Genomic DNA, 16,216 nt, shown 5'->3' with positions numbered 1-16,216 from the left:
GCCGGTTTCCTTTACGGAAACCGGCGGTACACGTCGTGGAATCGGTATATTCTCCCTTTTCCTGAGCGATTTAGCGCATCAGCACGAAATCTCCCTTGTACACGATTACCTCTCCGTCGGAGAAGTGAACCGTTGCGGTATACACCAGAACCTGAGGGTTCATCGTCTTGCCATTCAATGTACCATCCCAGCCGAAGGCTGGGTCGTTGGGCAGGAAGCCTTCTCCGACCGTTCCTCCCATTCCGTCGGTTCGGTTTTGCGGGCCGGTGTAAACGGCTTCGCCCCAACGATCGAAAATGAGGAAGTTACTGATGTAGTCGATCTGATCCAGATCGCCACCGATGAAGAAGATGTCGTTGATGTTGTCACCGTTCGGGCTAAAGGCCGTCGGGAAGTAAACCGGACGATCACGGCGCACGAGCAGCATCATCTGGTCCGTCGCCGTACAGCCCAGTTCGTCCACTACCGTTACGGAAATCATCTGGGTCTCGTTGGCGATGAAGCGGATACCATTCTGTCCGTCACCAACGGTTACACTGTCGGGCTGCCAGATCAAAGTATCCAGCGAGTTGCCACCGTTTACGCTAGCCGTGATAAAGATCTCTGTTCCTGCGGTGGTTGAGGTACTGTCACCCGGGAACTGAAGCCGGACCGTGAGCTCGTCGGGCTGTGTCAGGTCAAGGATGACGTTACTGAAACAGCCGTTCGCATCCGTAATCTGCACGTCGTGCGAACCGGGTTCCAGGTTGGCAAAAAGAGTGGACTGCCCACGGTCTTCACCGTTGAGTCGGTAAGTGTAAGGAGGTCGTCCGCCGCTGACATTCGTCACACTGATGGCACCGTTGTCGGACGCAAAACAGGTAATGTTACTTACCTCCAGCTCCATAACCGGAGCCTCGGTTTCTGCGGTCACGGTTACTTCACTTACCGCAGAACAACCAATGGCATTGGTTACACGCAGTTGGTAAACGCCGGGTTGACCAACGTCGATCATTTGCTGGTCGGCATCGGTGATTATGACATTGGGGTCTTCGCTGGTCCAGAGGTAAGTGTATCCGTCGCCGGATTCTGAGTTGGATCCGTCGAGGCTGACCATCCCCATGTTACAGGTGAGACGTTGCCCCGGCCCGGCATCAGCAATTGGTGCAGCGAGCAGGTTAACGGTTACTTCGGCGACGTCTTCGGGGCAGCTTCCACCGTCTACCGTGTAGGCGAAGGTGTACGAACCTGCAGCCAAACCGCCGGGGTTGAGGCTACCGGTCGTTGCGTTGAGGTTGCCGTTAGGTACGCCACCGGAGGTAGTCGACCAGGTACCGCCTTCTGTTGCGTTAACTACTCTGGAAGACAGGTCTATCAATTCACTTGTACCGGCGCAGATATCGAGGGCTCCGCTGACCGGAGTACCAGCCGACACTTCCTCTTCGACCGCAATTGTCGTGGTCGCCGTGTTCATACATCCGTTGCGTTCTGCAGTAAGGGTAACGGTGTACGTTCCTCCTGCGGAGTAAGAAACTTCGTAGTTCTCATTACCGAGATCGCTTACTGTTGCGTTGCCAAATTCGAAACTATATTCAGTTTCCGGATCGCGTGTACCATCGAGGCTGAAGGTAACCATGGTTCCGGTACAGGTAATGTTGGCTCCCTGAGTGATCGCAACAGCAGGGGTGGCGTTTACCGTCATTTCCATGGTTTCGGAGTAAGAACAAAGGGCTTCCTGAACGTAAGTGACGGTTAGTGTATGGGTTCCCACACCGGCCATGACCGGATCAAAGGAGAACTCTCCGTTATTATTGACAACACCGTTTCCGGTCCATTCAAGGTCTCCGGTTCCGTCGTCGCCGGCCAGGTTGGCGCTAAGTATTACGGGTTCCGTTTCATCGTCGCAGAATACCGTTTGCGATGCAGCGGGTGCAAAGGTTACGTCCGGACATTCACGTGCGGCACAGTCTACCGCTGTGCTGGGTGCACTCTGGTCACAGTTGGTTCCGCTCCGTACCGAGATTACATTAATCGTGACGTTTTCACCGAAGTCAAGATCTCCTACGTAGAAACTGGTAGAGTCCTGCACCGAACCGTAGGGGCCTCCGTTCACACTCACGCGGTAGCCTTCAGAGGCTGCCGGCACATCGGCCCAGGTAAAGAGCACGCCGTCCAGGTCCTGGCGGGTACAGTTCACCAGCGGAGCTTCCAGGGTAGGTGTGATGTCTATTTCGAAGTCTGCGGAGGCAGAACAGTTACCGTTTACCGTCAGGGAAACCATATGAAGGCCGGGAGTATCCCAGCGTACAAGGTAACTTTCATCGTTAAGGTCGTTCACCACTGCACCGTCGAAATCCCAGACAAATTCATCGCCCGTTTCGGCGGTCCCCGTGAAGAAGATATTGAACTCTTCGCCCTCGCACAGTTGTGCGGGCATCGCGTTAAAACCGATTACGGGTACATCGAAAAGGGTGAGGACAACACTGGCTTCGGAGTCACAATTGGCCGGTCCGTCGTAGTTGACGGTTGCGGTGTAGTCTCCGGCAGCGAGCCCTGTGGGATCAAAGCTGAAGGTGCCATCGCCGTTGTCGACAACTCCTGTTCCTGACCAAGCGACGGTTCCGTTGAACGGATCACCCGAAGTAAGGCTGGCTTCCAGCAGGATCGCCGATTCCGTTCCGTCAAGACACTGACTGCCGGCGGGTGTATCGGACTGGACTACTCCTCCGGGGCAATCCATTGTCCGGCAAATCAAAGTTTGTACCGGGCCATCACCACACGGTGCATCGCCTAATGCATTAACGGTAAAGGTTACATCCGTAGACGGCAGGAGGTTGACAGCAGTATAGGAGGTAGAACCGGCCGGCAGGGTTTCACTCTGTTCGTTGCTGGTTGTTACCACGTAACCGGTAGCACCGGGGATGTCGGCCCAGGTAACTTCTACCGTTTCAAGCGTCGCCGTGCCACAAACCAAAGCAGGCGCAGGTAGCGGTGCAATGACTTCGATATCAAGCGTCACCTCCTCGCTGGGGCAACCGCTGATATTGCTGATTACGGTGGCGGTAATCGTTCTGGTACCCGCAGTAGGGAATACAATCAGATACTCTGTATCGTCGGGGTCTCCGTCGGGAATTATCGTACCATCGGCAAAGTTGGTCCTCACATCGTTGTTGGCGACGAAGTTGGTACTACCAACCCGTACCAATGTTGTATCACCCAGACACTGTGCTCCGGGATCGGTGAAGAAAGCCATCGGACGGCGGAAGACCGTGATATCGAAAGTCGTGTCCAGCGGACAAGGGCCTGCCTCCCCGTACATCATCGAAATGGTATAAGTCGTCCCCGCTTCGTTATAAGGCACCGTAGCGGCATAAAAGGTATCATTGACAACTCCGGCACCGTTGAAGGTAAAGTTACCCGTACCAAGGCCTCCGGTAACCACTATGTCAGTAAGAGCGATGGTCTCGTCACCATCGAGAATACAGATTTGTTCCGGTACGGAGGAGAGATCCGCAGTAAGCGACGGACAAGGTTCAGAACTACATTCCATCCGTCCTGATGACGGGCTGTCTCCACACTGGTTACTTGAAATAGCAACCACTTCCAAGCCGAAGGATTCTCCGGGCTGCAGACCGGTTGCAGTGTACTCAAGGTCGGTAGTTGTCGTCGTCGAGCCATCATCGAAGGTCAGGAGGTAACCCGATGCATTAGCTACTGCGTTCCAGGTGAAGAGAATCGAATTCAGATCAACCGGAGAACAGTCTACTACCGGTGCCTCCGGCGGTGCGCTGCAAACGATATCGAAACAGGTCATCTCGCTGGTACAACTGTCTAGTTTCACCTCAAGGCAGATCCTGTAGGTTCCTGCCATTTGGTACATACAATTGTGCGATTCGAAACCGAAAGTGTCGATTGGGGTTGGCAGTTGGTCATCAGGCGTGTATGTCCAGCAGAAAGTGGCACTGTCCTGAGCGGTCATGTTTCCGGTGTATTCGACACTAAAGGACTCACCAACACAAACGTCTATTACTCCGGAGGTAGAACCGTTTACGGTGAAATCACTCGTAGGGGTTTGGGTTACGGTATAGGTAAAAGTCTCTGACCCCATGCACATCCCTTCTTCGAAGTCTACCGTAATTAAATGCTCCCCGACACCAGCAGAGTCGATATCAAAAAAGTAGTCGTTTCCTACCTGAATCACACCAGGGCCGCCGGAAAACGTAACCATTCCGGCTCCGTTGTCCCCGGTTATGATGGCAGTAAGCGGGTATTGAAGCGGTCCGTCCATAGAACAAAATGTGGTATCGGCAGGAGGAGTAATCGTGAGTGAAGGACAGGACACCGTGGTACAACTTCCCGTGCCCGCAGCGGGCAGGGCACAAGGCCCTTCGCCAATGGCTTGTACGCTGATGCCGACAGTCTGTCCGACGCCAAGACCACCAACGTACAGGGTGGTGGAATCCTGGAAGAAGACAGGTCCTCCATCAATTGAAATGGCAAAACTATCTGCATCCATCTGGTTGGGCCAGGAGAAGACAACGAATTCCATATCTACAGTGTCACACTGTACTACGGGAGTTATTAACGGAGTAGCTACGTCGATGCTGTCAGTAAAGGTTTCACCGATACAGCCCTCGTCTGAAGTGACGGTGAGAGAGACGTATTTCCGTCCCGGAGTTGTCCAACTGAAGTTCATAGAGGCATCATCTGCTCCGGGTGAAGTGACTGCACCTGGCGCCGAGAATTCGTACGTGAAACCGGCTTGCGCTGCACCTGCGACCGCGCCCAAAACTTCCGTATTGATACAAATCGGACCGTCGGGCAAGTCAAAAGCAGAGGACGGTACCGGATTGATCACCAGTTGAATAGATGCACGGAAATCACAGCCTTCGTCGAGCAGCGCATCTATGGTATAGCTGCCAGCCCCTAAGACCGAAGGATTGAATGTGCCCGAGAACGGAGCACCGTCGATTTGCCAGCTCAGAATTCCCGATCCGTCACTGCCCTGAGCCGTAACGGTGAAGTCGATGTCCTGATCTACGCTTTCGCAGAAAGTTCCCGGATCATCAATCGAAAGGGTGATATCCGGACAAGATTCAGCCACACAGGACGCAATTTCGGAAACTACATCCGGACAGCCGGCCGATACTCCCGTTACGGAAATCATCACGACATCATCAACACTGAGGTTGGTAACCGATACTGAGTTTCCGTTGCGGGTAACCACACCTCCGGCAGGAATATCAATCTCATTGACCGTGTAACTGTCGTGGCCCGTGTCGTTCCAGATGAACGTTACGAAGTCCAGCCCTACAGAACCACACTGAATGACGGGGGCGGGCAATGGTGCAACGAGGGTAACCTGGGCCCTGAAGGTATCGACACAGGCTGCGTCCAAAGCATTTTGGGTAGTCAGCACCAGGGTATGAGTACCCACCGAGTCGATGGTGATATCCCAGGTGCCGAGGCCACCGGAGGCTACGCTCCCAACGGCCGGGTTTTCCAGCTGAAGGTCGTACACATCCGTAACGGTAGCTGGCGTGGTGAGGGTCGCTGTAAAATCAGCAGAATTACCACAGACCGAAATAGCATCCAGCGAAAATTCAGCTTCCGGAGCACGAACCGCAGTAATCTGGATGGTTGTATCAGAAGGACAGCGGCCACCAACGCCTTCGTAGGCGATATCAACCGTATGAACCTGAGAGTTGGTTCCCGCCGGCAGGCCAGGAATCAGAATAGTAGTGGAACCATCTGCGTCCGCCAGGCTGTCCGTAAGGCCTAAAGAGACTGAATTCATGACAAAAGTACCTTCTTCGCCAGCGGAAATCCCGAGTTCGATAGAGCTGCCACCATCTTCGGTACAAACAGGGTCGGGAAAATCGACCACAAAACCTGGTGTGGAAAACAGAGGTGTATCACATGACCTGGACCGGTCCGGCCCCTCACAGTTGTTTACTGCGTCCCCGGCGAAGGGGACGACACGTAATTCCACCATATCCCCGGGATTCAGACCGGTGAAAAGATACTCCAGATCGGTGTAATTATCCTCGATGAGCATTTCGGGGCCGAAATTGATCCTGGCGTATAGTTGGAAGAAGCTTGCCCCCGATTGGGTCCAGTTAAAGCGTATTTCGCTGACACAAACAGGTATACAGCTCAGGCTCGGGCGAACCGGCGGAGCGCTCAGAAATACGGAGCCCAATTCACTGTAATTGATACATCCGTTGGCATCGGTGATGGATACATCGAAGTCAACCATCTGTAAGGTGTAGGGAGGCTCGACGGTATAAGTATCTCCCGTGACGATGTTCTCCGGCCCCCAGACATAGCTGAAAGGAGGCGTTCCGGAAATTGGCGTCGCGACAACCGTTGCGGTCTGCCCCGAGCAGATACTCTGTTCTACGGGATCGATGGAAACCTCGGGGAGTGCGTTAACTGTATACGGATGATCGAACTGAAAAACACAGCCATCACCGTCAATTACCTCCAGTACTGCAATCTGAGGTCCGTTTCCGAAGGCTGAAAATGTATAGGTGGGTCCACTTCCTACTCCGCCATCCCAGGTCATCGTCCAGTCGTTGGGGATGGGCATCCCGTTGGTCTGTGCAGCGGTGAAGGTTATGATATCGAACTCACAGTAAGCAGTATCGTAGGGTGTGATGTCCAGCAGAACGTTATCCCCAACGAACAGGTCAAGTACGAAAGCAGTGTCACAACCATCTCCGTAATTTACGTTGATACTGTATTCGCCACCATCGGCTGCGGTCGCTTCTGCTATGGAATATGAATTACCATTGCTCACCGGAGTACCGTCCAGCGTCCAGATGATGGAGTTTACCGTTGCGTTGGTTACCGTAATACTCATGTCAATGGGTTCTCCGTGACAGAAGAACTCTCCGTCCGGGGGGCCCATGTATTCCAGTACGGGAATCGTCAGGTCGAGAACAACATCCACTGCTTGTGAAGCACACCCCGGGCGGGATACGGACACGGTATAATTACCCTCCGGAAGGCTGGCGAACTGGCCCATAGCAACCACAGAGCCAGAAACGGCATCCTGCCAAATAACATCGAGGCCGTTAAAATTGCCGCCGCCGGGGAAGAATGCTTCGAGGTTGAAGTTTTCACCCGGGCATGGTTCGTTAAGTACTCTGGTGTCTACCTCCCCGATTTCGGGGAAACAAATGTCGGGCAGGTCTGTACAGGGTGAACGACAAAACCCACCCTGGCCACCTGAGTACCCACCGGAAACGCCATCAGCAAGTACCCGTACCTGTACGGAATACGCATCGGCTGCAGGCACCCCACCCGCGTCGACAACTTCGACTTTCCAGCAGAAGACCAGACCACAGTTCCCGGGTCCGTCACCATAGTTATTACCGGGATCTCCATCGAGTACACCCGGGTCTCCACAACTTTCACCGGTACCCTCCGAACTATCGAAAGCATAACCATTATAGAAAGTAGATGTGGTAGGGCAGTTCGTCATACACCGCGACCACGTATCGTAAAAAGCCCAGTTTCCCGCAGGGCGACAGGCAGTTGGCGGCGGGCCGGAAGGGACGACAGAGCCGAACTTGAAGCCTGGACCAACCGATGCGATAAGAACGGCATGAACCCATTCCGCATCGGGCGTCTGAAATTGATTATCAAGCGAGAAACACAGCTCAACGGAATCTCCTTCCGCATAGTAAGTGCTGGGCCGATCCGCAAAATCAAAACCATCGTAGGTCATCGAACCAGTGTTTGCATCAGTACACTGAGCGTGAGCCAAATTGCTGCAACTGGTTAGAATTAGTAGAAAGGTTAAAACCTTATATAGAAATGACATTAACAATAACACTGTGTAGAAACAAAGCAAAATCAACATTCGAACCAGGGTCGAACGGGTTGTGTGTATATTTAGGTGTTACCAGAACTTTTTAGTGGTGAAAGCTTAGCTAGTTTAGGACCTGAGTACGAAAGTGAATCTTGCGCTGTTTGCGCTACGATTGATAAAAATAAAAATGGGTAAAAATTCATTTTAGCCCAGTAATTGACCGCAAAATACATCTTTAGTCTTCATTTATGAAACCACTCCCCTCCTATTATAGAACAATCACCGTTCCGGAAAGACCGGCCCGGCTCTTTCTGGCCATGCTTGGTGCCTTCCTTATACTGGCTTTGCTGGTGGCAATTGTGGGTTCCGGCCTGAGCTCTGCAGGGTTGATCAACCTGGCAGATATAGCCGGTCAGACAGCTACCGGAACCGGCCGTCAATGGCTGCGTTTCTATCTGTTGCTTAGTAATTTACTGCCCTTTGCCGGCACCGCTGTTTTGGCCCTTATTTTTGTGTACAGGAAACAATGGTGGCCAGCCGCAGGGCTGGCAACTTCGCCCCCCAAAACCTCCGTAGCGGTCACCACATTTTTCTTCGTTTGCGCATTGCCTTTTGTCGGCTGGCTGGCATATTTAAATCTGCAGGTTCCCCTCCCCGAGTGGATGCAGCGTAACGAAGACAATACGGATTTGTTGCTCAAGGGAATTCTCGACATGCCGGCCGTCCCCGAATTCATCCTCACTTTTATAACCGTCGCCGTGACGCCCGCCGTAGGAGAGGAACTTTTGCTGCGGGGCGTGGTTCAAAGGCGGATTCTCCAACCCTGGTTCGGTAGCCCGCACGCGGCAATCTGGCTCGCGGCGATTCTCTTCAGTGCAATGCACCTCGAATTTGCGGGCTTTGCCCCCCGATTATTGCTGGGTGTCTTGCTGGGGTACGCCTATTACTGGTCACGTTCTCTATGGGTTCCTGTTGGTTTACACCTGCTGTTCAACGGTATTCAGGTGGTTGTCGCGTACGTTTCCGGAGATTTCAACCCCGACGCAGCACTTTCCGAGACGCCCCCATGGTGGTTGGGCGTTGGGAGCCTGATCGTGGTTTCCTACATCGGCTGGTGGGCCAATAGCAGGTACGGACACCAAGAGGTTCTGGCAGGCACCAACCACCAATAATGCAGGCAAAACACTAATTTCCGGGCGCGGCCGCAGGTGCAAAGGCTGGTTAAGCGCTCAGGTTGAAGCCCTGGTGGGAGGTTGAACCTGAAAATATGCTAGCTCGCTCCGCCCGGAACCTCAGCCCCTCTCCAGCAAGCTTCGCCTCCGGCTCAGCGGAGAGGGGAGACGATAATTCTCGCTCCCGCTCGTAAGAATTGACAGCAACCATTTGGTTGTTAAGGGAACAACCTCAAAACATCCCTACGCGCCGGCCTGAGGGGACACACCTCCGCTCGAAACCTCACCGGTTTACAATGCTCAATATGCTAGTGGGCCAGCCAGTAAATATCGTGCCATGTAGCGCAGGTATTTTGTGTGCTGGCTAGGCGACAAAACACTTGCATAGCCGTCGCTACGGAAGTGTTTTGGTAACGACGCCAGCGCGCAAAAGACCAAGCTAGATGGTAACGATATTTGCTGGCTTGTCCACTAGTATGTAACTCGTCCAGTCTGGTTGGTCATCGTTCGTCTGAGAACGATATACGTTCACACCGTACCTTCCAGCTTCATTAAAACCCAGTTTCTGTATGAGCTATCTCGACGTAACCCAACAGGCCGGTGCACGCTTCTTCGGAGGGAATACCTCCGGCCCCGTCGTAATGCTTAATCTTCTTCGGTTTCGCGACACGGCAGTCTTCCCCGCGGGCAAGGAGCCACCCATTCCTATGTCCGGCCGCGAAGCTTACCAGAAATACACTGAGGCAACGAAGCCTTTTCTCGAAGCTGTTGGCTCCGAAGTCATCTTTTCCGGGCAGGCGGACCACTTCCTGATCGGGCCGGAGGAAGAGGTGTGGGACCTGGCCCTGCTGGTTCGCCACCCCTCCAAAGAAGTTTTTCTGCAATTTGCCCAAAATGAGGGCTACCTGAAAACGCTCTCCTACCGCACGGCAGCACTTGCCGACTCGCGGCTGCTGCCTATCGTTCCTGGTACAGAAAGCTAATGCAGGTCTGCGGTGCTCCTTAATCCCCTCTTTGCACCTGCGTGCCCGCCACCAGAGAATGTACGGGCCAAACGGGTTTCCGGCTCCAATAACACATCATCCACCATAGCTCAACGGCACTTTTCTGCCTGCTCACACGCCGTATATCCTGCCGATTTCAGCTCGCTGGCCAACGCCCCGGAAAAGTGTATCTTCGCCCCCGAAACTTCAAAATATCCAAACCATGTCTAAGAAAACTTTCCGCGCCGGAGTACTGCACGGCGACGAAGTGACGGAACTCTTCCGTTACGCCAACGAAAACAAATTCGCCATTCCCGCCGTAAACTGTACCAGCAGCAGTACCGTAAACGCCGTACTGGAAACCGCAAAGGCCCTGAACAGCCCGGTTATCATTCAGTTCAGCAACGGTGGTGCCGCCTTCTTTGCCGGAAAAGGCATGAGCAACGACGGACAGAAAGCAGCCATCGCCGGCGGCCTCTCCGGTGCAATGCACGTTCACACAATGGCCGAAGCTTACGGTGTTCCGGTTGTACTTCATACCGATCACTGTGCCAAAAAACTCCTCCCCTGGATCGACGGACTGCTCGACGCAGGCGAGAAGTTCTACGCTAAGCGTGGCTTCCCTCTCTACTCCAGCCACATGCTTGACCTCAGCGAAGAGCCCCTGGAAGAAAACCTCGAGATCAGCAGCAAGTACTTTGAGCGCATGGCGAAAATCGGCATGACCATCGAAATCGAACTCGGTGTTACCGGCGGAGAAGAAGACGGAGTAGACAATACCGGCGTAGACAGCAGCAAGCTCTACACCCAGCCCGAAGAAGTGTTTGAGAGCTACCAGGCACTCAGCAAAATCAGCGACCGCTTTACCATCGCCGCCGCTTTCGGTAACGTTCACGGCGTGTACAAGCCCGGCAACGTTGAGCTCACCCCGAAAATCCTGAAAAACAGCCAGGAGTACCTGAAGGAGAAACTTGCTATCGAAACCGATAACCCCATCAATTTTGTCTTCCACGGCGGATCAGGTTCCAGCCAGGAGGAAATCCGCGAAGCCATCGATTACGGCGCCATTAAGATGAATATCGATACTGACCTGCAGTGGGCTTACTGGGACGGTGTACGCAAGTTCGAAGCCGAAAAGAAGGATTACCTGCAAGCCCAGATCGGCAATCCCGAAGGCGACGACAAGCCGAACAAGAAGAATTACGACCCCCGCAACTGGGTTCGTAAAGCTGAGTTGTCTTTCTCCGCCCGCCTGAAGCAGGCTTTTGAAGACCTCAACTGCGTCGACGTACTCGGTTAAAGAAAACGAAGAACCGCCGGGTTGCTCGCGTATTGTTATGCATTTCGCGCCAGTAACCCGGCGATGCTTCATTGTTCATTACTAATGTACCAAAAAAAAGAGGATCCGGACTTAGTCCGAACCCTCCTAGAAAAACACCTAAAACCCATATTCATATCATGAAAAACCTAATGTCTTGTCCCTTAGAGTGATAGAAAGTTTTCATCAAAAAAACTTTTCCACTAATAGACATTTTTCAGACGTAAGTAATTCAATTTAGTAACATTAAAAGTCGCGAAGAGCGACTGTTTGTTCATAAATGTGAGCGGAATCTTACTTCCTGAGCCCGATTTATGACGCGCAAACTATAAATTAACAAGCACGTTACAATCAGTTAACGAGCGAGTTACACATTTAGTTTTTGCAACATCCTTTCGCGTCCCGAGATTAACGTTTGCTAAGGAACTGCAAAAGTAGCAATTTGGTTGGAAATTGTAAAAGACCTATCCACCAAAAAGACGAAAACAGACACTCCCGTGAATATTCAAATCAGTGATTTCATTGATTTGTGTAGTAACAAGTACCGATAAGGTTATCGGCGAGTAGCCTGTTTTATGTTCCAGTTAACGTACGAAAATAAAAGTTGTTCTGGATTCAGGTATTTAACCTCTCATTTGATCCCCGCTAATGTATAACGACCGCGTCCGGACAACCCTGTGTGGTTATCCGGACGCGGTCGATATAGTCTTAAGCGCTGGAACAGAAGGCTAATCATTCTGACCGCCCTTCGGGGAAAGCAATCAGATTACTGGATAAGCCAAACGTAAGCGGTTAAGAAATTCTTACTTTTTGGTCACCAGTACGATGCCGAGTTCGAATTCGTCGTAGATCGTCTTATCACCAAGGTTGTCGATGAAAGAACCTGAGCCGTAGCGTACCCCGAAATCGGTACGATCGATGGTCAGGTCTGCTTTTGCGGTGTATTTGCCCATTTCTTCGGTCACCTTGGTGTTGAAGCGAATCGTCTTGGTGGTTCCCTTGATGGTCAGGTCTCCGGTTACGCGGTAATCGCCAACGCTACCGCGGCTTACTACCTTAGTAATCGTGAAGGAGGCAACGGGAAAGCTCTCGGTACCGAAGAAATCATCGCTTTTGAGGTGGCCCTCCAGATTGGCGGCGGATTCTCCGGTGATATCGGTGGCTTTGAGCGAAGCCATATCGATGGTGAAAGCCCCTCCGGTAAGAACACCGTCGGTAAAATCGAGGCTTCCCTCTTTAAGCGAAACTGTGCCCTCGTGGCTACCGGTTACTTTGTACCCCTTCCAGGTTACCTGACTTGCAGAGGTGTCGACGGCTACGTTCAGCGTTACAGCGGTAGCGAAAATCAGGGTACTGAAAAGAAGAAATGCTTTGATCATGGTTTAAATAATTTTGATCGTTGAAATGAACTGAGGCAGCTATGACCCGATGGACGGTACAACCGAAGATTAAGGCCGCTAACGGCCTCCCCGGAAAACACGCGCTGCACCTGCGTCCGCGCCTCAAAATGATGAACTCTCGTTCGTTAAATTCAATGTATATACATCTATTGTCGATACACAGTTCACTCATTTCGATAAAAAACTGAACATTTGCCTCAATTTTAACGATTGAGGACAGGGTGTGTACTAAACCAACCCATTCTGGTCGTTAGCGGATCAACCGTTATCTTGCCTCCGGAAAGTCGACTTTTGAAAAGCGACTTGCCTGATTTTTTTATTCGAATACCCACCATGCATAAGATTTTCCAACCGGCACGCCGGCTTCCGCTCCTTTTGTCCGCTCTTTTTCTTATTGGTTTTGTCGCTCAGGTAAGCGGTCAGGCCACCACCATATATACCGATGCCTGGCGCACGTATAAGAAGGCGGAAGCTGATTTTCAGGACAACCTCCTGGCCAAGGCCCAGCGCGAGTACGGCGAAGTGATTGAAATGGTTTTACCCCTGCAACAGCCGGAGGCACTGCTACTGCGCCAGAAAGCCGAACTGATGCAGGCCAAAATTGCAGTTCGTCTCGGTAAAGTGGAGGGCGAGAAACTCATCCTTGATTTTGTGCGGCGCTACCAGCCCGACCCCGTTGCGAACGAGGCACTGCTGGAAATTGCCAACTACTATTTCAACGACAACCAGCTCGATAAAGCGCTCGACTACTACAACCGGGTACCCGCCGAACTGCTCACCACCGAGCAACGGGCGGAGTTGAATTTCCGGCTCGGGTACGTCAACTTTGTGAACAAAAAGTTCCCCGCCGCTAAGCGCTACTTTCAGTTCAGCAAAAGCAACCAGGGTGAATTCTACTACCCCACCAACTACTACCTCGGTATAATTTACTTCTTTGAAGGTAACTACGATGCTGCCGTGGGCCAGTTCAAGATTGCGGAAAAATCACCTAAGTACGACGATTACATTCCTTACTACCTCACGCAGATCTTCTTTGCGCAGCGCCGCTTCGATGAGTTGATCGCCTACGCTGCACCGATTCTGGGCTCGAACCCACGCATCAAAAACAGCAAAGAAATGAGCCAGCTGCTTGGCCAGGCTTATTTTGAAAAAGGAGATTACGCACGTGCGCGTCCTCTGCTCGAAGAATTTGCCCGCAACAATCGCAAACTGGAAGAGGAGCAACTCTACCAACTCGGTTTTACGCAGTACAAACTCAACGATTTCGAGGCTGCCGGAAAGACTTTCCGCGAGCTTGCGGCTCAGAACAGTCTGGTGGGGCAATCGGCCAGCTACTACCTTGGCAACGTGGAGCTGAACCGGCGCAACGGTGACGCGGCCCGCCTGGCGTTTGGTACTGCTTCGCGTCTCAATTTCGACCCGGCGATCCAGCAGGAAGCCCTTTTCAACTACGCTAAACTGAGCTACGAACTCAACTACCCGGCGGATGCCATAACGGCGATCCAGAGCATCGATCCCAGCAGCCAGTACTACCTGCAGGGCCAGGAGTTACTCGGCGACGTGTTCGCCACCACCGAAGATTACGAGCGTACGCTGGCACTGCTGGAACGCTTACCCAACCGCAGCCCCCGGCTCGAGGAATCTTACCAACGGGCAGCCTTCAGTCGTGGTCTGGAACTACTCAATAACGGCGATGACGCAGGTGCAAAGACCCTTTTCGAAAAAAGTCTTCAGCGCCCGGTGAGCCCGGTTTTACGGGCCCAGGCCCTGTACTGGCTGGCCGACCTCGCCAACCGCCAGGAAGACTACCCTACTTCGATCAACCTTACCAACCAGTTCCTGACCCTCGCCCGTGGCATTCAGGACCTTCCCCCGCAGAGCAGCCTCTACACCGGCAACTACCTGCAGGGCTACAACTACCTCAAACAGAAAAACCCTGCTGCTTCACTGGATTACTTTAAGGCAGCCGTGGAAGGCATTGAGCGTAACCTCCCTTACATCACCGACGCCGACGTGCGTGAACGTGTACTCGGCGATGCTGTACTGCGGGCCGGAGACGCGCACTTTAGCCGTAACCAGTACGATCAGGCAGCTCGCTACTACGACAATGCTGTTCAGCGCCAGAGCTCTGGTTTTGTTTACGCGCTTTACCAAAAAGCAGTCATCGAAGGCCTGAGAGGCCGTACGGCCAATAAAGTGCTCAACCTCGAGCAGTTGGTGAGCCAGTACCCCAACAGTGAATACGCCGACGATGCGCTTTTCGAGTTAGCTGAAGCATATCAGCAACTCAACCGTCCTCAGGAAGCCCTGGCGCCTTTGCGGAGCATTGTGAGTAATTACAAACAGAGCTCTCCCCTCGTGAACCAGAGCTTACTGAACCTGGGCCTGATCAGCTTCAACCTCGGCAACCAGGAAGCTGCGATAAACTACTACAAACAGGTCTTTAGCAACAACCCTACCGCTGAAGAGTCGGAGCGGGCCAAAGAGAACCTTCGTGAAATCTACGTCGACAAGATGGGCCGCCCAGACCTGTTCTTCGAGTTCTTCGAAACCCTTCCCGGGCAGGAAGTTAACGCCGATGGTCGCGAGGCGATCACTTTCCAGGCGGCCCGCTCTCAGTACGAGAATGGTAACTATGACAGAGCAGTATCGGCCCTGACCGACTACCTTCGTCAGTACCCCAACACCCCGAATGCGCTTGCCGCCACTTATTTCCGCGGCGACAGTTACGTTGCTGCGCAACGGTACAGCGAAGCCCTGGCCGATTTTGAAAAAGTTGCAACCTCCGGTCCCAGCGGCTACTACCTGCCAGCCCTGAACAAAGGCAGCCTCATCGCCTACCGCCACGTAAAGGATTACAACCGATCGTTCCGCCTCTTCCAGGCCCTTGAAGGTGCCGCTCCTTCGGAAGACATCCGGATCGACGCCCAGGTAGGAGCTATGCAGTCTGCATACCAGTTAAACGATCAGCGTAGTGTGGAGGACTATGCCGCCAAGGTGGCCAACAACAGTGGTGCCTCCGCTACCCAGCGTCTGATCGCCAACTTTTACATCGCAAAAATCGCCTACGACCGCCGCGATTACCGGACGGCACTGCCCGCCCTCAATCAGGTTATCGAAAACTCCGACGACGAGCGTACCGCCGAAGCCCGCTATCTGCGTGCCAATATTGCTTACCTCAACAACGAACTGACTAAAGCGGTAGATCTTGCCCTGGAGGCTAACCGCGAAAGTTCCGGTTATCCCTACTGGGTTGCGAAGACAGTGCTTGTGCTATCCGACGCCCTGAAAGATCAGGGAGGAGACAACCTCTACAACTCGGAAGCCGCCCTGGAAGCACTACTGGAGAACTATAACGGCGATGCCACAATAGTTGCCGAAGCACAACAGCGACTGACCGTAGTCCGAAACCTGATCGCTGCCAGCAGCCGGATCAACAACACCCCGGTCGATCCTAACCGTTTTGAAATTGACAATGGAGGAGGGAAGTAGAACTGACTGAACCGTAGGAATAAAAACTCAGCCCCTGATTTTGTCTTCCTGGT

The 16,216-nt window shown here is 52.8% G+C and carries 6 protein-coding genes; 4 read left to right on the top strand and 2 right to left on the bottom strand.

The window, feature by feature from the left end; all coding sequences use genetic code 11:
• Window positions 1-70 precede the first annotated feature (70 nt).
• On the bottom strand, window positions 71-7,714 hold the full coding sequence (locus tag FUA23_RS00630) for a PKD domain-containing protein (protein ID WP_187270833.1): 7,644 nt from the start codon (window positions 7,712-7,714) through the stop codon (window positions 71-73).
• Window positions 7,715-8,046: 332 nt separating this feature from the next.
• Here FUA23_RS00630 and FUA23_RS00625 point away from each other — a divergent pair, with 332 nt between their 5' ends.
• The 3 genes from FUA23_RS00625 to fbaA all read left to right on the top strand — a co-directional run bounded on the left by FUA23_RS00625 (window position 8,047) and on the right by fbaA (window position 11,253).
• Window positions 8,047-8,970 (top strand): CPBP family intramembrane glutamic endopeptidase, encoded by a 924-nt coding sequence (locus tag FUA23_RS00625; protein ID WP_147928764.1) that lies wholly within the window; start codon window positions 8,047-8,049, stop codon window positions 8,968-8,970.
• Between the two features lie 569 nt (window positions 8,971-9,539).
• Window positions 9,540-9,953 (top strand): DUF1330 domain-containing protein, encoded by a 414-nt coding sequence (locus FUA23_RS00620; protein ID WP_147928763.1) that lies wholly within the window; start codon window positions 9,540-9,542, stop codon window positions 9,951-9,953.
• Window positions 9,954-10,176: 223 nt separating this feature from the next.
• The gene (gene fbaA, locus FUA23_RS00615; RefSeq protein ID WP_147928762.1) at window positions 10,177-11,253 is read left to right on the top strand and encodes a class II fructose-bisphosphate aldolase; all 1,077 of its coding nucleotides are present in this window, start codon (window positions 10,177-10,179) and stop codon (window positions 11,251-11,253) included.
• An 821-nt stretch (window positions 11,254-12,074) separates the two neighbouring features.
• Here fbaA and FUA23_RS00610 read toward each other — a convergent pair.
• Entirely contained in the window at window positions 12,075-12,650 is a 576-nt protein-coding gene (locus FUA23_RS00610; protein WP_147928761.1) for a YceI family protein, read from the bottom strand.
• A gap of 354 nt (window positions 12,651-13,004) precedes the next feature.
• On the opposite strand from FUA23_RS00610, the gene FUA23_RS00605 reads away from it, so the two are divergent.
• On the top strand, window positions 13,005-16,163 hold the full coding sequence (locus tag FUA23_RS00605; RefSeq protein WP_147928760.1) for a tetratricopeptide repeat protein: 3,159 nt from the start codon (window positions 13,005-13,007) through the stop codon (window positions 16,161-16,163).
• Window positions 16,164-16,216: the final 53 nt, after the last annotated feature.

Source organism: Neolewinella aurantiaca (assembly GCF_008014675.1).
Classification (GTDB): Bacteria; Bacteroidota; Bacteroidia; order Chitinophagales; family Saprospiraceae; genus Neolewinella; species Neolewinella aurantiaca.
The sequence above is the reverse complement of the archived record's forward strand: the minus strand, read 5'-3'. Positions and strand labels throughout refer to the sequence as shown.